18 protein-coding genes are annotated in these 16,464 nt (G+C 64.7%); 16 read left to right on the top strand and 2 right to left on the bottom strand.

Annotation, left to right across the window (positions count from 1 at the left end):
* Positions 1 to 7: 7 nt before the first annotated feature.
* Genes mnmE through ESD82_RS21295 form a run of 5 tightly spaced genes read left to right on the top strand, consistent with a single transcriptional unit; the run spans position 8 to position 5,373 of the window.
* A complete protein-coding gene (mnmE, locus tag ESD82_RS21315; protein WP_147427443.1) occupies positions 8 to 1,267 on the top strand; it encodes a tRNA uridine-5-carboxymethylaminomethyl(34) synthesis GTPase MnmE in 1,260 nt (419 codons plus the stop codon).
* An 8-nt stretch (positions 1,268 to 1,275) separates the two neighbouring features.
* On the top strand, positions 1,276 to 3,135 hold the full coding sequence (gene mnmG, locus ESD82_RS21310) for a tRNA uridine-5-carboxymethylaminomethyl(34) synthesis enzyme MnmG (RefSeq protein WP_024842824.1): 1,860 nt from the start codon (positions 1,276 to 1,278) through the stop codon (positions 3,133 to 3,135).
* Positions 3,135 to 3,716, top strand: coding sequence for a 16S rRNA (guanine(527)-N(7))-methyltransferase RsmG (rsmG, locus tag ESD82_RS21305; protein ID WP_024842825.1), 582 nt, complete (start codon positions 3,135 to 3,137; stop codon positions 3,714 to 3,716). Before mnmG ends, rsmG begins: the two co-directional genes overlap by 1 nt.
* A complete protein-coding gene (locus tag ESD82_RS21300; protein WP_024842826.1) occupies positions 3,709 to 4,485 on the top strand; it encodes a ParA family protein in 777 nt (258 codons plus the stop codon). Before rsmG ends, ESD82_RS21300 begins: the two co-directional genes overlap by 8 nt.
* A 9-nt stretch (positions 4,486 to 4,494) precedes the next feature.
* A complete protein-coding gene (locus ESD82_RS21295; protein WP_147427444.1) occupies positions 4,495 to 5,373 on the top strand; it encodes a ParB/RepB/Spo0J family partition protein in 879 nt (292 codons plus the stop codon).
* Between the two features lie 111 nt (positions 5,374 to 5,484).
* Here the strand turns inward: ESD82_RS21295 and ESD82_RS21290 are convergent, their stop codons facing one another.
* Both ESD82_RS21290 and hrcA read right to left on the bottom strand, forming a co-directional pair.
* Entirely contained in the window at positions 5,485 to 6,027 is a 543-nt protein-coding gene (locus ESD82_RS21290; protein WP_024842828.1) for a nucleotide exchange factor GrpE, read from the bottom strand.
* Positions 6,028 to 6,034: 7 nt separating this feature from the next.
* Entirely contained in the window at positions 6,035 to 7,090 is a 1,056-nt protein-coding gene (gene hrcA, locus ESD82_RS21285; protein WP_024842829.1) for a heat-inducible transcriptional repressor HrcA, read from the bottom strand.
* An 85-nt stretch (positions 7,091 to 7,175) separates the two neighbouring features.
* Here hrcA and rph point away from each other — a divergent pair, with 85 nt between their 5' ends.
* The 11 genes from rph to ESD82_RS21230 all read left to right on the top strand — a co-directional run bounded on the left by rph (position 7,176) and on the right by ESD82_RS21230 (position 16,384).
* A complete protein-coding gene (gene rph, locus ESD82_RS21280) occupies positions 7,176 to 7,898 on the top strand; it encodes a ribonuclease PH (protein WP_024842830.1) in 723 nt (240 codons plus the stop codon).
* Complete coding sequence (gene rdgB, locus ESD82_RS21275) at positions 7,886 to 8,491, top strand: RdgB/HAM1 family non-canonical purine NTP pyrophosphatase (RefSeq protein ID WP_028709794.1); 606 nt, start codon at positions 7,886 to 7,888, stop codon at positions 8,489 to 8,491. The genes rph and rdgB overlap by 13 nt, the downstream gene beginning before the upstream one ends.
* Entirely contained in the window at positions 8,484 to 8,858 is a 375-nt protein-coding gene (locus tag ESD82_RS21270; protein ID WP_024842832.1) for a RidA family protein, read from the top strand. Before rdgB ends, ESD82_RS21270 begins: the two co-directional genes overlap by 8 nt.
* 8 nt (positions 8,859 to 8,866) lie before the next feature.
* Positions 8,867 to 10,060, top strand: coding sequence for a radical SAM family heme chaperone HemW (gene hemW / locus ESD82_RS21265; RefSeq protein ID WP_024842833.1), 1,194 nt, complete (start codon positions 8,867 to 8,869; stop codon positions 10,058 to 10,060).
* Between the two features lies 1 nt (position 10,061).
* Entirely contained in the window at positions 10,062 to 10,415 is a 354-nt protein-coding gene (locus tag ESD82_RS21260; protein WP_024842834.1) for a YbaN family protein, read from the top strand.
* Positions 10,416 to 10,505: 90 nt separating this feature from the next.
* Entirely contained in the window at positions 10,506 to 11,090 is a 585-nt protein-coding gene (gfa, locus tag ESD82_RS21255; RefSeq protein ID WP_036747088.1) for an S-(hydroxymethyl)glutathione synthase, read from the top strand.
* A gap of 98 nt (positions 11,091 to 11,188) precedes the next feature.
* Positions 11,189 to 12,316, top strand: coding sequence for an S-(hydroxymethyl)glutathione dehydrogenase/class III alcohol dehydrogenase (locus tag ESD82_RS21250; RefSeq protein WP_024842836.1), 1,128 nt, complete (start codon positions 11,189 to 11,191; stop codon positions 12,314 to 12,316).
* Between the two features lie 75 nt (positions 12,317 to 12,391).
* Complete coding sequence (locus tag ESD82_RS21245) at positions 12,392 to 13,027, top strand: ATP-dependent Clp protease proteolytic subunit (protein WP_024842837.1); 636 nt, start codon at positions 12,392 to 12,394, stop codon at positions 13,025 to 13,027.
* 10 nt (positions 13,028 to 13,037) lie between these two features.
* The gene (locus ESD82_RS21240; RefSeq protein ID WP_028709796.1) at positions 13,038 to 13,571 is read left to right on the top strand and encodes a GNAT family N-acetyltransferase; all 534 of its coding nucleotides are present in this window, start codon (positions 13,038 to 13,040) and stop codon (positions 13,569 to 13,571) included.
* A complete protein-coding gene (gene fghA / locus ESD82_RS21235; protein WP_147427445.1) occupies positions 13,555 to 14,394 on the top strand; it encodes an S-formylglutathione hydrolase in 840 nt (279 codons plus the stop codon). Before ESD82_RS21240 ends, fghA begins: the two co-directional genes overlap by 17 nt.
* Positions 14,395 to 14,581: 187 nt before the next feature.
* Positions 14,582 to 16,384: a methanol/ethanol family PQQ-dependent dehydrogenase gene (locus tag ESD82_RS21230; RefSeq protein ID WP_024842840.1), complete on the top strand. Its 1,803-nt coding sequence runs from the start codon at positions 14,582 to 14,584 to the stop codon at positions 16,382 to 16,384.
* Positions 16,385 to 16,464 lie beyond the last annotated feature (80 nt).

Here is a 16,464-nt window from a genome sequence, read left to right as displayed (position 1 = left end):
GGATGCGGTGGATACGATCTTTGCCGAGGCCACCCCGCCCGGCCGAGGGGGGGTTTCCGTCGTCCGCCTGAGCGGACCGAAGGCGCGTGCGGTCTTGGAATCCTTGGCCGGACCAGTGGCGACGCCGCGCATGGCGGCGCTGCGGGCGCTGCGGGACGGAGAGGATCTGATTGACCGCGCGTTGGTCATCTGGTTCGAGGAAGGCCACAGCTTTACGGGTGAGGAAGTGGCCGAAATGCATCTGCACGGTGCGCCGGTCATTGCCAACAGGCTGGCGCAGGCGCTTCTGGCCCGGGGATTGCGAAGGGCCGAGGCAGGAGAGTTCAGCAAGCGGGCCTTTCTCAATGGCCGCATGGACCTGGCTGAAGCCGAAGGGTTGGCCGATCTGCTTTCCGCTGAGACGGAAGCACAGCGAAAGCTGGCAATGCGGGCAACAGAAGGGGAACTGGGTCGAAAGGCCGATGAACTGCGCGCCAAGTTGGTTCGTGCCGGGGCCCTGATCGAAGCCAGCATCGATTTCGCCGATGAGGAGGTGCCCGAGGAGGTTCCGGCAGAGGCGCTGGATTTGATCGAGGCGGTTCGTAGCGATATCCGGCTGATGCTGGCAGGCTATCCGGCGACCGAACGGTTGCGGCAAGGTTATGTCGTGGCGATAATCGGGCCGCCGAACGCCGGGAAATCGACGCTTCTGAATCGCATCGGCCAGCGCGACATCGCCCTGGTTTCCGAGATCGCGGGGACGACGCGGGATATTCTGGAACTTCATACCGATCTGCGCGGCTTGCCGGTGACCTTCCTGGATACGGCCGGGTTGCGCGAAAGCAGTGATCCCGTGGAGGCCATGGGGGTTGCGCGGGGGGTGCAGAAAGCGGCCGAGGCCGACTTGCGCATCCACCTTTCGGTTGATGGGCTTGCCGGCGAAGCCGCGAAGGAGGACGATATCATCGTTCGTGCCAAGGCAGATCTTGGGCGAGGCGCAGGAATATCGATCTCGGGCCTGACCGGGGAAGGGGTCGCGGAATTGCTGGATCTGGTCTATGATCGCCTGCGAGTCAGGGCGGCAGCGTCCGGGCTGGTGGGACACAAGAGGCAGGCGGAAGCCTTGCAGCGCGCCCTGGCAGCCCTTGAAGTCGAGTATAGCACCGCACCGGAGTTTCTTGCCGAAGCCTTGCGGCAAGCGGCACAAGCTTTGGCGATGATGGTTGGGCGGGTGGGGGCCGAGGATTATCTGGACGAGATCTTCAGTTCCTTCTGTATCGGAAAATAGGGTTTCACGTGAAACAATTCGACGTAATCGTGATTGGTGGAGGCCATGCCGGTTTGGAAGCCGCCATGGCTGCTGCGCGCATGGGCGCGGAAACCGCGCTGATAACGCTGAATCGCGATGATCTGGGTACGATGTCCTGCAATCCCGCGATTGGCGGGTTGGGAAAAGGCCACCTGGTGCGTGAAATCGATGCGCTTGACGGTGTCATGGGAAGACTGGCCGATGCCGCCGGCATCCAGTTCCGGCTGCTGAATCGCCGCAAGGGGCCTGCTGTGCAGGGACCGCGCGCACAAGCTGACCGCAAGATCTATCGAGCCGCTGCGGCGCGGGTCATGGCCGGGCAGGCCGGCTTGTCCCTGGTGCTTGGCGAAGCAGCCGAATTGCTGCATGAACAGGCCGAGTTGCGCGGTTTGCGGCTGGCCGATGGCACAGAATTGCAGGCCCGGCAGATCATCCTGACCACGGGAACCTTTCTTAACGGGTTGATTCACATAGGCGATGTGACCCGTCCCGCCGGCCGTTGGGGCGGGCCGGCATCGGTGCAGCTTGCTGCATCGCTTCGCCCGCTCAACCTACCGCTGGGTCGACTGAAAACGGGCACTCCCCCGCGCATTCTTCGCAGCAGCATCGACTGGGAAAGCCTGGATCAGCAACCGGGCGACGATGAGCCGACAATGTTCTCCTATCTGTCCTCGGGCCCGAAGATACGGCAGATCAGCTGCGCGATTACCCATACGAATCCAGAAACCCACGGGATCATCCGCGACAACCTGGCCCGTTCGGCGATGTATGGCGGCCGCATTGATGGGGTGGGGCCTCGCTACTGCCCATCGATCGAAGACAAGATCGTCCGCTTTGCCCAGAAGGATTCGCACCAGATTTTCCTGGAGCCGGAAGGTTTGGACAGTGATCTGGTCTATCCCAATGGCATTTCGACATCCTTGCCCGAAGATGTCCAGCTGGCCTATGTCCGGTCGATCCGCGGCCTGGAAGCGGCTGAAATCGTGCAGCCCGGCTATGCGGTGGAATATGACTATGTCGATCCGCGGGCGCTGACGCCGACGCTGGAAACCAAGGCCCTGTCGGGGCTGTTCCTTGCCGGACAAATCAACGGCACGACCGGCTATGAGGAGGCCGCAGCGCAAGGCTTGGTGGCGGGCCTCAATGCCGCGCTGAAAGCGCAAGGCCGAGAGATGCTGCATTTCTCCCGTTCTCAAAGCTACATCGGAGTGATGATCGACGATCTTACCACCCGAGGCGTCAGTGAACCTTACCGGATGTTTACTTCCCGCGCAGAATTTCGCCTTTCTCTGCGGGCGGATAATGCAGACCAGCGCCTGACCCCGCTGGGGATTGAGATCGGCTGCGTGGGGCAAGCGCGCCAGCAGGCGTTCTCCGAAAAGATGCGGCGCTATTCCGCGGCGCGGATTCGGGCCGAATCCGTAAGCCTTACCCCTACGGAACTTTCCCGAGCCGGGATCGAGGTGCGGCAAGATGGTGTTAGGCGCAGCCTGTTCGCGCTGCTTGCTCAGCAGGAAATACCGCAAGATCAAGTTCTTGCACTGGACGACGAGCTTTCTTCGTACGACCCGGCCACTATTGCGCAACTGGCAGCGGATGCGCTCTATCATCAATACATGGACCGCCAGGGCAAAGATGCCGAACTGTTGCGCAAGGAAGAGTCCGTGGTCATTCCGGCCGAGTTCGACTATGATGCGCTTTCGGGCCTGTCAAATGAACTCAAATCCAAGCTGAACAGATATCGGCCCGGAACCCTCGCCGCGGCCGCGGGGATCGAGGGCATGACTCCCGCGGCCTTGACGCTGATTCTCGCCGTGATCCGCATTGGTGCCCGGAAAACCGCGTGATGGGTGTTTCACGTGAAACAGAGCGTCTTGCTGCCTATGTGGGGTTGCTGCGGAAATGGAACCCGGCGATCAACCTGATCGCACCGTCCACGGTAGAGCAGATCGAGACCCGGCATATCGCGGACAGCTTGCAATTGGCCGAGATTGCTGAAAATTCTCCGGGAAATTGGGTCGATCTGGGCAGCGGTGGCGGATTTCCCGGTGTCGTGATGGCGATCATGCGGCCTGAGCTGCAATTGACCATGGTGGAAAGCGACCAACGCAAGGCTGCCTTCTTGCGCAATGTGCTGCGTGAGCTGGCGCTGCCGCATGCGCGAGTGCTGTGCAAGCGCATCGAGGCCGTGGATAGGCTTGATGCTGCCAATATCAGCGCAAGGGCCCTTGCCCCGCTTCCTCAGCTCATGGCATATGTGGACCGGCACCTGAGCGCATCTGGAACGGCATGGCTCATGAAGGGCCGAAACTGGCAGGACGAGGTCGCTCAGGCGCGAACCGATTGGAAATTCGAACTAAAGCCCCATCAAAGCACGACTGACCCTGACGCGGCCATTCTGGAAATTACGGAAGTTCGCCATGCATGAGACACGCATCATTGCCGTTGCAAACCAGAAGGGCGGCGTGGGAAAGACCACCACGGCGATCAATCTTGGCGCTGCCCTGGCCGAGCAAGGCCAGCGGGTCGCGATCATAGATCTTGATCCGCAAGGCAACGCTTCGACAGGACTTGGGGTGGCGCTGGAGGATCGGGTTCTGACCTCTTACGATCTGCTGACCGGCGAGCAGGCGTTATCCGAGACCCTGCGCGACACGGCGATCGCCAACCTTCGTCTTGTCCCATCCAATCGGGATCTGGCCTCGGCAGATTTCGAACTGTCCAATCGTTCCGGCCGGACCCAGCTCCTGCGGCGAAAGCTGACGGTTCCTGCGGAGCTGGACTATATCCTGATCGATTGCCCGCCGGCGCTTGGCCTTCTGACCGTCAATGCCATGGTAGCTTCGGACAGCGTCCTGGTGCCGCTGCAAGCCGAATTCTATGCGCTGGAGGGGCTTTCGCAACTGCTGATGACCGTGCGCGAGGTTCGCCAGACCGCCAATCCCGACCTGCGGATCGAGGGCGTGTTGCTGACCATGGCGGATAATCGCAACAACCTGTCGCAGCAGGTCGAGGCAGATGCGCGCAACACCCTTTCCGGGCTGGTCTATCGCACGGTGATTCCGCGCAATGTCCGGCTGTCCGAGGCGCCGTCCCATGCCATGCCGGTGCTGCAATACGATCCGAACTCCAAGGGAAGCCACGCCTATCGCGAATTGGCTGCCGAGTTCCTGTCCCGTCAATTCGCGACCGCCTGAGGAGGAATTATGGCAGAGAACAAGCTTGAAAAGCGCGGTCTGGGTCGTGGCCTTTCGGCCCTGATGGCCGATGTCGACCTGATTCCATCCGAACGTCCGGCCCCGCGGCAGATCCTTCCGGTCGAGCAGCTGACCCCCAACCCCGACCAGCCGCGCCGCAGCTTCGCCCCCGAGGCCTTGCAGGAACTGGCCGATTCGCTGAGGACGCGCGGCATGTTGCAGCCGCTGATCGTCCGCCCGCACCCGTCGGATCGCGGCCTTTACCAGATCGTTGCCGGTGAACGGCGCTGGCGCGCTGCGCAGATTGCCCAGCTTCACGAGGTGCCGGTCATCGTCCGCGACCTCGACGATACCGAGGTGCTGGAGGTCGCCATCGTCGAGAATATCCAGCGCGCCGACCTGAATGCCATCGAGGAGGCGGCATCCTATCGCCAGCTTATGGACCGTTTCGGCCATACCCAGGAAAAGCTGGCGGAGGCGCTGAACAAGAGCCGCAGCCATATCGCCAACCTGTTGCGCTTGCTGAACCTGCCGGAACAGGTCCAGGCTTGGCTCAAGGAAGGCAAGCTGACCGCCGGACATGCCCGCGCCCTGATCACCGCGGCCAATCCGGTCGAACTGGCGCGGAAGGTGATCGAAAAGAACCTCTCGGTGCGCGAGACCGAGGATCTGGTGCGCCGCCAGGCCGAAGGCGCCCGGACGCAAAAGCCCCGCAATCCCAGGCACGAAAAGGATGCCGACACCCGTGCGCTCGAAGGCGATTTGACCGCACATCTGAAAATGAAGGTGGCGATCAACCATGCCGGGGTCGATGGCGGCCAGGTCGTCATCACCTATCGCGACCTGGATCAGCTTGATCGGCTGTGCCAGATTCTTGCCGGCAACTGACCACAATATCTGGTATATCACAGCGTCAGCACGCCTAGACTTGCTATACTTGGCCAGAAAAAACCCCGGAGTCTCCTCCGGGGTTCGGCGCTTTCCGACGACGTAATCGGCTCAGCTTGCGGGGGTGGAGCTGACGCCCACCTTGGCTGGGCGCAACAGCCGGTCATGCAGCATGAAGCCGTTATCCATGACCTGGATGATGTTTCCCGCCATGGTGCCGGGAACCGGCGCTTCGAACATGGCCTCGTGCTGCTGGGGATCGAATTTCTCGCCCAGGGTCGGGGTGATGACCTTGATGCCGTGCTTGGCAAAGACGTTGTTCAGTTCGCGCAGGGTCAGCTCGACACCCTCGATCAGGGCCGCCGCCGCGGTGCGCTGCTCGTCGCCCGCGGCATCCAGCGCGCGGGTCAGGGCGTCATGCACCGGCAGCAGGTCGCGCGCCAGGCGCGAGCCGCCGTATTGCTCGGCATCTCGGCGATCCTTCTCGGCCCGCTTGCGGGCATTCTCGGCATCGGCCAGTGCCCGCATGAAGCGGTCGCGGTATTCATCCCGCTCGGCGATCAGCGCCTCGACATCGGGCGAGGGGGTCTCATCGGCCGGCGGGTCGATGATCTCCTCATCCAGCGGGCTGCCGTTCGGGTTTTCCTTCGTCATGTCCTCATCATCCTTTCCGGCCCGAAATCAACCGGCCGACAAGCTGCGCAGTATAGTCCACGATCGGCACGATGCGGCCATAGTTCAGCCGCGTCGGACCGATGACGCCGACCGCGCCAACAATCTTTCGGTCGGCATTCATATAGGGCGAAACGACGAGAGAGGAACCGGAAAGTGAAAAAAGCTTGTTCTCGGAGCCGATGAAAATGCGCACGCCCTCGCCCTGCTCGGCCAGTTCCAGGAATTCGGCGATGTCGCGCTTGCGCTCCAGGTCGTCGAACAGGCTGCGGATTCGGTCCAGATCGGCCAGTTCATGCGCCAGAAGATTGGCGCGGCCGCGCACGATCAGCCGCGGATCGCTGCTTTCCCCCTCCCACAGCGCCAGGCCCGAGGACACCAGCGCCGCGGCGATGCTGTCCAGCTTTTGCCGGCTCGCCTCGATTTCCTGCGCGACGCTGCGCCGCAATTCCGCCAGGGTGCGACCTTCCGCCACGGCATTCAGGAAATTCGCTGCCTCGCGCATCGAACTGGCGGTATGGCCGGGCGGGGGGGTAAAGACCCGGTTCTCGACCCGGCCGTCGGCAAAGACCAGCACCACCAGCGCCCGGTCGGGGGCCAGGCTGACGAATTCGATGTGCCGGACCGGTGCCTCCTGCTTGGGCATCAGCACCAGCGAGGCGCCCTGGGTCAGCGCCGACAGCGCGGTGCTGATCCGGTCCAGCATGACGCCGGTATTGCCGCTGTCGTCGCCCAGCGTCTCGTCGATCATCTCCCGGTCGCTGTCGGCGACCGGGCCGGCCTCCATCAGCCCGTCCACGAACAGCCGCAGCCCCAGCTGCGTGGGCATGCGTCCGGCCGAGATATGCGGGTGGTCCAGCAGCCCCAGCAGTTCCAGATCCTGCATCACGTTGCGGATCGTCGCGGCGCTGACCTTTTCGGACATTTCGCGGGTCAAGGTGCGCGAGCCGACCGGCTCGCCGGTGGCAAGATAGGCTTCGACCACGCGGCGAAAGACTTCGCGCGAGCGGTCGTTGAGATCGGAAAGCAGCGCGGTTTCTGGCATCGGCATTCTGTCAGGACGTTCTCGGGTTGCGGTCGGGGGCCTCCGACCTGTATCTGAACGGCAAAACCCCCGAAAGGAATGAAAGATGCGCCCCTCTGGCCGGAATTTAAGTGATATGCGTCCGATTTCAATCGAAACGGGCATCATGCGCCATGCCGAGGGTTCCTGCCTGATCTCTTGCGGCGACACCCGCGTGCTCTGCTCGGCCACGATCGAGGAGAAGGCGCCGCCCTTTCTCAAGGGTTCGGGCCAGGGCTGGGTGACGGCGGAATACGGCATGCTGCCGCGGGCCACGAACAGCCGCAACCGGCGCGAGGCGGCAGCCGGCAAGCAATCCGGCCGCACGCAGGAGATCCAGCGCCTGATCGGCCGCGCCCTGCGCGCCGGGGTGGACCGCCGCGCGCTGGGGGAACGGCAGATCGTCATCGATTGCGACGTGATCCAGGCCGATGGCGGCACCCGCTGCGCTGCGATCACCGGCGGCTGGGTGGCGTTGCGGATGGCGGTGAACAGGCTCCTGAAGGCCGGCATCGTCACCGCCGACCCGATCATGGACCATGTCGCCGCGGTGTCATGCGGCATCTATGCCGGGCAGGCGATCCTGGACCTGGACTATGCCGAGGACAGCGAGGCCGGCACCGACGGCAATTTCATCATGACCGGGGCCGGGCGGCTGATCGAGGTGCAGATGTCGGCCGAGGGCGCCACCTTCTCGCGCCCCGAGATGAACCAGTTGCTCGACCTGGCCGAATCCGGCATCGCCGAGCTGGTCCGTGCCCAGAACGAGGCTGTCGCATGCGCAAGCTGACCGAGAAGAAGCTGCTGGTCGCGACCCACAACAGGGGCAAGCTGGACGAGATCCGCGCCATGATGGCCCCGCATGGCATCGAGGTGACCTCGGCCGGCGAGATGGGCCTGCCCGAACCGGCCGAGACCGAGTCGAGCTTCATCGGCAATGCCCGTATCAAGGCCCGCGCCGCCATGCAGGCGACCGGCCTGCCGGTGCTGGCCGATGACAGCGGCATCACCGTCGACGGGCTGGACGGCGCGCCCGGCGTCTATACCGCCGACTGGGCCGAGACCCCGCAGGGCCGCGATTTCATGCAGGCCATGACCCGCACCTGGCGCGAGCTGGACGAGCGTGGCGTGGCCGAGCCGCGCAGCGCGCAGTTCCGCGCCACGCTGATCCTGCTCTGGCCCGACGGGCACGAGGAGATCTTTGAGGGCGTCGCGCCCGGCCGGCTGGTCTGGCCGCCGCGCGGCCAGCAGGGCCACGGCTACGACCCGATCTTCGTGCCCGACGGCCATGACCTGACCTATGCCGAGATGCCGCCCGAGCAGAAGAATGCCATCAGCCACCGCGCCCGCGCCTTCCGCAAGCTGGAGGCGCTCTTTGCATAGGATCTCGACCGGATCGCCCTTCGAATCGGCGCTCGGCTACAGCCGGGCGGTCGTGAAGGGGCCGTGGTGCTTCGTCTCGGGCACCACCGGTTACGATTACGCGGCCATGGCCATGCCCGACAGCGCCGCCGAACAGGCGCAGAACGCCTTTGCCACCATCTTCGCAACCCTGGCCGAGGCCGGTTTCGCACCTGCCGATATCGTGCGCGTGCAATACACCATCGCCGACCCGGCGGTCCTCGACGAGATCACGCCGGTCCTGGGCGAGGCGATGAAGGATGCGTTACCCGCCGCGACCATGGTTGTCGCCGGGCTCATCAGGCCCGAAATGAAGGTCGAGATCGAAGTGACCGCCTTTCGGGAGTGACCCAGCCCATGCCAGCCCTCGCCGCCAGCGCCGCGCCCGCCCAGGATCTTGCCGAGGATTGGCGGGCGGGCGGCTTCGGGCTTTACGTCCACTGGCCTTTTTGCGCCGCGAAATGCCCCTATTGCGATTTCAACAGCCATGTCGCTTCCGCGATCGACCAGGGCCGCTGGATGGCCGCCTATCGTGCCGAGATTGCCCGGCTGGGGCAGGAGATGCCCGGCCGGGTGCTGAACAGCATCTTCTTCGGCGGTGGCACCCCCAGCCTGATGGCGCCCGAAACCGTGGCCGGGGTGATCGAGGCCGCGCGCGCCGCCTGGCCTTTTGCCAATGACATCGAGATCACGCTGGAAGCCAACCCGACCAGCGTCGAGACCGGCCGCTTCCGCGCCTATGCCGATGCCGGCGTCAACCGCGTCTCGATGGGGGTGCAGGCGCTGAACGACGACGACCTGCGCCGGCTGGGACGGATGCATTCGGCGGCCGAGGCCCGTGCCGCCTTCGATATCGCCCGCGATTGTTTCACGCGGGTCAGCTTCGACCTGATCTATGCCCGCCAGGACCAGGACCGCGCGCATTGGCGGCGCGAGCTGACCCAGGCGCTCGGCATGGCCGTCGATCACCTTTCGGCCTATCAGCTGACCATCGAGCCCGGCACCGCCTTCGGCGCCCGCCATGCCAAAGGCGGGCTCACGGGCCTGCCCGACGACGATCTGTCCGCCGACATGTATCTGGACACGCAGGAAATCTGCGCGGCGGCCGGGATGCCGGCCTATGAGATCTCGAACCATGCCCGGCCGGGCGCGGAAAGCCGGCACAACCTGATCTATTGGCGGCAGGGCGACTGGGCCGCGGTGGGGCCGGGCGCGCATGGCCGCCTGACGCTGCCCTCGGGCCGCTGGGCGACCGAGGCGCACCGGGCGCCGGGCGCATGGCTGGAGGCGGTCGAGGCGCGCGGCAACGGCGACAGCCAGCGCGACCTGTTGGGCCTGTCCGACCGGGCGCTGGAATATCTGCTGATGGCCATGCGGCTGGTCGAGGGGCTGGAGATTCCCCGCTATCTTGCCCATGGCGCCGAATTGCCGCAGGGCCGGTTGATGAATCTGGCCGAACTGGGACTTATCTCGCTGCGGGGCGACCGTCTGGCGGCGACGGCGGCGGGTCGGCCGGTGCTGAATGCGATCCTGCGTGAACTGGCGGAGTAAGATGCGATACCTGTGGCTCTCGATGGGCTGGCTGACCCTGACGCTGGGAACGATCGGGATCTTCCTGCCGGTCCTGCCCACGGTGCCCTTCCTGCTGCTTTCGGTCTGGGCCTTTGCGCGTTCCTCGCCGCGGCTGGGTGCCCGGATCATGCGCCATCCCCGCTTCGGCCCGCCGATCCGCGCCTGGCGCAAGCGCGGCGTCATCGGGCGCAACGCCAAGATCTGGGCGGTGGCCGGCATGACGGCCGGCATCGCCTGGGCGATCTGGCTGGGGCTGGACATGCGCTTCATCGCCCTTCAGGTTCTGGCCTGCACCGCCATCGCCGCCTGGCTGGTATCCCGGCCGGAAGCCTGAGCCGGCAGGGATTACAACCTTTTGCCCACTTGTCCCGGCCCCGCCATGGCGCGAACCTCGGCGCATGGCTCTGAGGGGAGGAACGGCAACATGGCGGACACATCGGGGGTGAAGATCCACCCCGCAGTCGATAACGGCATCAAGCCCGCGCAGCCCGGATTTGCGGGTGGCACGCTGCATTGCAAGTGCAGCACCAACCCGGTCCGCGTCGCGGTCCGGGCGCAGACCGCGCATAACCATGTCTGCGGCTGCACCAAATGCTGGAAACCCGAGGGCGCGATCTTCTCGCAGGTGGCCGTGGTCGGCCGCGATGCGCTCGAGGTGCTGGAGGGCGCCGAGAAGCTGGAGATCGTCAATCCCGACGCGCCGATCCAGCGCCATCGCTGCAGGGAATGCGGCGTGCATATGTACGGCCGGATCGAGAATCGGGACCATCCCTTTTACGGTCTGGATTTCGTCCATACCGAGCTTTCGGACGAGGACGGCTGGTCGGCGCCGGAATTTGCCGCCTTCGTCAGCTCGATCATCGAATCGGGGGTCGATCCCGGCCGTATGGAGGCGATCCGCGCCCGGCTGCGCGAATTGGGGCTGGAGCCCTATGACGCGCTGTCGCCGCCGCTGATGGATGCGATCGCCACCCATATCGCCAAGCGGTCCGGCGCGCTTGCGGCCTAAGCACCGGATCGGTCGCGACAATTGCGGGGGTCGGTTTACCGGCCCCCGAAACCATGAGAAAACGCAGGCCAAGGGCCGTCACCGAAGGAGAAGAAGTCATGAGAACCCGTGCCGCCGTCGCGCTGGAAGCCGGCAAGCCGCTGGAGGTCATGGAGGTCAACCTGGAAGGCCCCAAGGCCGGCGAGGTGATGGTCGAGATCAAGGCCACCGGCATCTGCCACACCGACGAATTCACGCTCTCGGGCGCCGACCCGGAAGGCATCTTCCCCTCGATCCTGGGCCATGAGGGCGCGGGCGTGGTGGTCGAGGTCGGGCCGGGCGTCACCTCGGTCAAGCCGGGCGACCATGTCATCCCGCTCTACACGCCCGAATGCCGGCAATGCGCGTCCTGCCTGTCGGGCAAGACCAACCTTTGCACCGCGATCCGCGCCACCCAGGGCCAGGGCCTGATGCCGGACGGCACCACCCGGTTCAGCATGCTCGACGGCACGCCGATCCATCACTACATGGGCTGCTCGACCTTCTCGAACTACACCGTGCTGCCGGAAATCGCGGTGGCCAAGGTGCGCGAGGACGCGCCCTTCGACAAGATCTGCTATATCGGCTGCGGCGTCACCACCGGCATCGGCGCGGTGATCAACACCGCCAAGGTGGAAATCGGCGCCAAGGCGGTGGTCTTCGGCCTGGGCGGCATCGGGCTCAATGTGCTCCAGGGCCTGCGCCTGGCCGGCGCGGACATGATCATCGGCGTCGACCTGAACGACGACAAGAAGCCGATGGCCGAGCATTTCGGCATGACGCATTTCATCAACCCGAAGAATTGCGAGAACGTGGTCCAGGAGATCGTGAACCTGACCAAGACCCCCTTCGACCAGATCGGCGGCGCCGATTACAGCTTCGACTGCACCGGCAACGTCAAGGTGATGCGCGACGCGCTGGAATGCACTCATCGGGGCTGGGGCCAGTCGATCATCATCGGCGTCGCGCCCGCGGGGGCGGAAATCAGCACCCGGCCGTTCCAGCTGGTCACCGGCCGGGTCTGGAAGGGCACGGCCTTTGGTGGCGCCCGCGGCCGCACCGACGTGCCGCAGATCGTCGACTGGTACATGAACGGCAAGATCGAGATCGACCCGATGATCACCCACACCCTGACGCTGGACGAGATCAACAAGGGCTTCGACCTGATGCATGCGGGCAAGTCCATCCGCTCGGTCGTGCTTTACTGATCGTCAAGGGCTGCTTAGTTAAAAGGACGGCGGGGGCGGGCGACCGGCCCCGCCGTCAACATGAAAGGACCGATCATGGCAAAGCATTTCCACCTGGACGACGATGACGACGACGAAGACGAGCGCCGCCAGGAGGGCCAGAAGGACGAGGGTCTCGGCCTGCCCGAGGGCGACAGGATCGGCAAGCTCTATTTCAAGTCGCGCACGGTGATCGTCGCCGGGCCGATCACCGACAAGCTGGCGCAGCGCACCGTGGCGCATCTGCTGGCCCTGGCCGAGGACAGCGAGGAACCGATCAACATGCTGATCTCCTCGCCCGGCGGCCATGTCGAATCCGGCGACATGATCCATGACGTGATCAAGTTCATCCGTCCGACCGTGCGCACCATCGGCTCGGGCTGGGTGGCCTCGGCCGGGGCGCTGATCTTCGTCGGCGCGGACAAGGAAAACCGCTATTGCCTGCCCAATACCCGGTTCCTGATCCACCAGCCCTCGGGCGGGATCGGCGGCACCTCCACGGACATGATGATCCAGGCCGAGCAGGTGCGGCTGATGCGCGACCGGCTGAACCAGATCTTTGCCGAGGCGACCGGCCAGACCGTCGAGCGGATCGAAAAGGACACCCAGCGCGACTTCTGGCTGAACACGCAAGAGGCGCTGGATTACGGCCTTCTGGGCAGGGTCATCCGCACCGTGGACGAGCTGAAATGACGGGCCTGCAATGATGGCGGGCGGGGCTGACATCCTGATCCGTCCCGCCACGCCTTCCGACCACGAGGCGATCTGGACGATCCTTGAACCGGTCTATCGCGCGGGCGAGACCTATTGCATCCCGCCCGACATCTCGCGCGAGGAGGCGCTGGCCGACTGGTTCGCCGCGCCCTTCACCGCTTTCGTGGCCGAGCGGGACGGCCGGGTGCTGGGCACCAGCCATGTCGGCCGCAACCGGCCCGGCCCGGCCGGCCATGTCGCCAATGCCAGCTTTGCCACCCACCCGGATGCGCGGGGCCGCGGCATCGCCGGGCGGCTGGTCGCCCATGCCAAGGACTGGGCGCGGGCGCAGGGCTTCCGGGCGATGCAGTTCAACTTCGTCGTCTCGACCAATGCCGATGCCGTTCATTCGTGGCAGAAAGCCGGTTTCGATATTGTCGGCCGCCTGCCGGGTGCGTTTCTTCATCCCCGGCATGGCTATGTGGACGCGCTGGTCATGTTTCACGACCTGACAGAAGGGAAAACCCATGACGCTGGCCTATGAGACCGTATCGGAAAACCGCAGCTTCGGCGGCATCCAGGGCGTCTATCGCCACCAGTCGCAGGCGACCGGCACGCCGATGACCTTTGCCCTCTACCTGCCGCCCGACGCCCGGCACGGCAAGGTGCCGGTGCTGTGGTATCTGTCCGGCCTGACCTGCACGCATGAGAACGCCATGACCAAGGCCGGCGCGCAGCAATGGGCGGCGGAATACGGCATCGCGGTGATCTTTCCCGACACGTCGCCGCGCGGCGAGGGCGTGGCCGATGATCAGGCCTATGACCTGGGCCAGGGCGCCGGCTTCTATGTCGATGCGACCCAGGCGCCCTGGGCGCCGCATTTCCGCATGTGGCACTATATCACCCATGAACTGCCCGAACTGGTCTTCGGCAATTTTCCCCTGGAGCGCGAGGCGCAGGGCATCACCGGTCATTCCATGGGCGGCCATGGCGCGCTGACCATCGCCATGACCCTGCCCGAACGCTACAGATCCGTCTCGGCCTTTTCGCCGATCGCGCATCCCAGCGAATCCGACTGGGGGCGCAAGCAGTTCGCCGCCTATCTGGGCGAGGATCGCGATGCCTGGGAACGCCACGATTCGACCCTGCTGATGCGGCAGCGCGGCTATCCCGGCGAGGTGCTGGTCGATCAGGGCGCCAGCGATCAGTTCCTGGACCTGCTCAAGCCCGAGGCACTGGCCCATGCCATGGCCGAGCGCCGCCAGCCCGGCAGCTTCCGCATGCAACAGGGTTATGATCACAGCTATTTCTTCGTGCAGACCTTCATGGAGGACCATATCCGCTGGCATGCCGAGCGGCTGGCCTAGGCGGCCGGGACCGCCCGCCGGCCTGGGGCGGGGCGATTGCCCCATACCTATTGCCGAATTTCCCTAATACTTTGGTCCAAGGAGCCTGCCGGCCGCGTTGACGCAAATGCGGCCGGACCCGAACCTTCCAGCAGTAGGTGCTTGCGCATGAGGAGAAGCGCGACCACCGGCATGCGGAGGAAAATTCATGAAAACCCTGATGAACGGCGCCTGCCTTGCGCTGCTCATGTCCGGCACGTCGGTGCTGGCCAATGACAGCGTGCTGGCCGAGATCGCCAAGCCCCAGCAATGGGCGATCCAGATGGGCGATTACGCGAACACGCGCTATTCGACCCTGGATCAGATCAACAAGGACAACGTCAAGGATCTGCGCGTTGCCTGGACCTTCTCGACCGGGGTGCTGCGCGGGCACGAAGGTTCGCCGCTGGTGATCGGCGACGTGATGTATGTCCACACCCCCTTCCCGAACAAGGTCTTTGCGCTGGACCTGAACGACGGCGGCAAGATCCTGTGGCGCTATGAGCCGCAGCAGGATCCGAACGTCATCGCGGTGATGTGCTGCGACACGGTCTATCGCGGCCTGTCCTATGCCGACGGCATGATCCTGCTGGGACAGGCCGATACCACGGTGGTCGCGCTGGATGCCAATACCGGCGAGCCGAAATGGTCGACCAAGATCGGCGATCCCGCCATCGGCGAGACGCTGACCGCGACCGTCGTGCCGGTCAAGGACAAGGTTCTGGTCGGCATATCGGGCGGCGAATACGGCGTGCGCGGCCGGATGACCGCGCTGAACTTGGCCGACGGCTCCGAGGCGTGGAAAGCCTGGTCCACCGGCCCCGACGAGGAACTGCTGGTCGATCCCGAGAACACCACGCATCTGGGCAAGCCCATCGGCGCCGACAGCTCGCTGAGCAGCTGGGAGGGCGATCAGTGGCAGATCGGCGGCGGCACGATCTGGGGCTGGTTCTCGTATGACCCGGATCTGAATCTGGTCTATTACGGCACCGGCAACCCCTCGACCTGGAACCCCTCGCAGCGGCCGGGCGACAACAAGTGGTCGATGACCATCATGGCGCGGGATGCCGATACCGGCATGGCCAAGTGGTTCTACCAGATGACGCCCCACGACGAATGGGACTATGACGGCGTCAACGAGATGATCCTGACCAACCAGACCATCGACGGCCAGGAACGCAAGCTGCTGACGCATTTCGACCGCAACGGCCTGGCCTATACGCTGGACCGCGAGACCGGAGAGCTGCTGGTGGCCGAGAAATACGACCCGGTGGTGAACTGGACCACCGGCGTGGACATGGACCCCAATTCGGAAACCTATGGCCGCCCGGCCGTGGTGCCCGAATATTCGACCGCCCAGAACGGCGAGGACGTGAACACCACCGGCGTCTGCCCGGCGGCGCTGGGCACCAAGGACCAGCAGCCGGCGGCCTTCTCGCCCAAGACCAACCTGTTCTATGTGCCGACCAACCATGTCTGCATGGATTACGAGCCCTTCCGGGTGGCCTATACCGCCGGCCAGCCCTATGTCGGCGCCACGCTGTCCATGTATCCCGCGCCGAACAGCCATGGCGGCATGGGCAATTTCATCGCCTGGGACAACACCACGGGCGAGATCAAGTGGTCCATCCCCGAACAGTTCTCGGTCTGGTCGGGCGCGCTGGCGACGGCGGGCGACGTGGTCTTCTACGGCACGCTGGAAGGCTATCTGAAGGCCGTCGACGCCCAGACGGGCGAAGAGCTTTACAAGTTCAAGACCCCCTCGGGGATCATCGGCAACGTTATGACCTACGAACATGGCGGCAAGCAGTATATCGGCGTGCTGTCGGGCGTCGGCGGCTGGGCCGGCATCGGCCTTGCCGCGGGGCTGACCAATCCCAACGACGGGCTTGGTGCGGTGGGCGGCTATGCCGCGCTGTCGCAATATACCGAGCTGGGCGGCCAGCTGACCGTGTTCGAACTGCCGGGCTAATACTTTGGTGCCGGAAAGCAAACTGTGACTCGAAACTGGCCGCCCCAGGGGTAACCTTGGGGCGAGCCATCATCTTCGGG

The sequence above is a fragment of the Paracoccus pantotrophus genome (genome assembly GCF_008824185.1).
Classification (GTDB): domain Bacteria; phylum Pseudomonadota; class Alphaproteobacteria; order Rhodobacterales; family Rhodobacteraceae; genus Paracoccus; species Paracoccus pantotrophus.
This window is presented reverse-complemented; position numbering and strand designations above follow the sequence as displayed.

Coding starts and splice junctions, on each gene's coding strand:
- rsmG (WP_024842825.1), top strand. CDS start 3,135: ATGGGTGTTTCACGTGAAACAGAGCGTCTTGCTGCCTATGTGGGGTTG.
- ESD82_RS21300 (WP_024842826.1), top strand. CDS start 3,709: ATGCATGAGACACGCATCATTGCCGTTGCAAACCAGAAGGGCGGCGTG.
- ESD82_RS21295 (WP_147427444.1), top strand. CDS start 4,495: ATGGCAGAGAACAAGCTTGAAAAGCGCGGTCTGGGTCGTGGCCTTTCG.
- ESD82_RS21290 (WP_024842828.1), bottom strand. CDS start 6,027: ATGACGAAGGAAAACCCGAACGGCAGCCCGCTGGATGAGGAGATCATC.
- hrcA (WP_024842829.1), bottom strand. CDS start 7,090: ATGCCAGAAACCGCGCTGCTTTCCGATCTCAACGACCGCTCGCGCGAA.
- rph (WP_024842830.1), top strand. CDS start 7,176: ATGCGCCCCTCTGGCCGGAATTTAAGTGATATGCGTCCGATTTCAATC.
- rdgB (WP_028709794.1), top strand. CDS start 7,886: ATGCGCAAGCTGACCGAGAAGAAGCTGCTGGTCGCGACCCACAACAGG.
- hemW (WP_024842833.1), top strand. CDS start 8,867: ATGCCAGCCCTCGCCGCCAGCGCCGCGCCCGCCCAGGATCTTGCCGAG.
- ESD82_RS21260 (WP_024842834.1), top strand. CDS start 10,062: ATGCGATACCTGTGGCTCTCGATGGGCTGGCTGACCCTGACGCTGGGA.
- gfa (WP_036747088.1), top strand. CDS start 10,506: ATGGCGGACACATCGGGGGTGAAGATCCACCCCGCAGTCGATAACGGC.
- ESD82_RS21250 (WP_024842836.1), top strand. CDS start 11,189: ATGAGAACCCGTGCCGCCGTCGCGCTGGAAGCCGGCAAGCCGCTGGAG.
- ESD82_RS21245 (WP_024842837.1), top strand. CDS start 12,392: ATGGCAAAGCATTTCCACCTGGACGACGATGACGACGACGAAGACGAG.
- ESD82_RS21240 (WP_028709796.1), top strand. CDS start 13,038: ATGATGGCGGGCGGGGCTGACATCCTGATCCGTCCCGCCACGCCTTCC.
- fghA (WP_147427445.1), top strand. CDS start 13,555: ATGACGCTGGCCTATGAGACCGTATCGGAAAACCGCAGCTTCGGCGGC.
- ESD82_RS21230 (WP_024842840.1), top strand. CDS start 14,582: ATGAAAACCCTGATGAACGGCGCCTGCCTTGCGCTGCTCATGTCCGGC.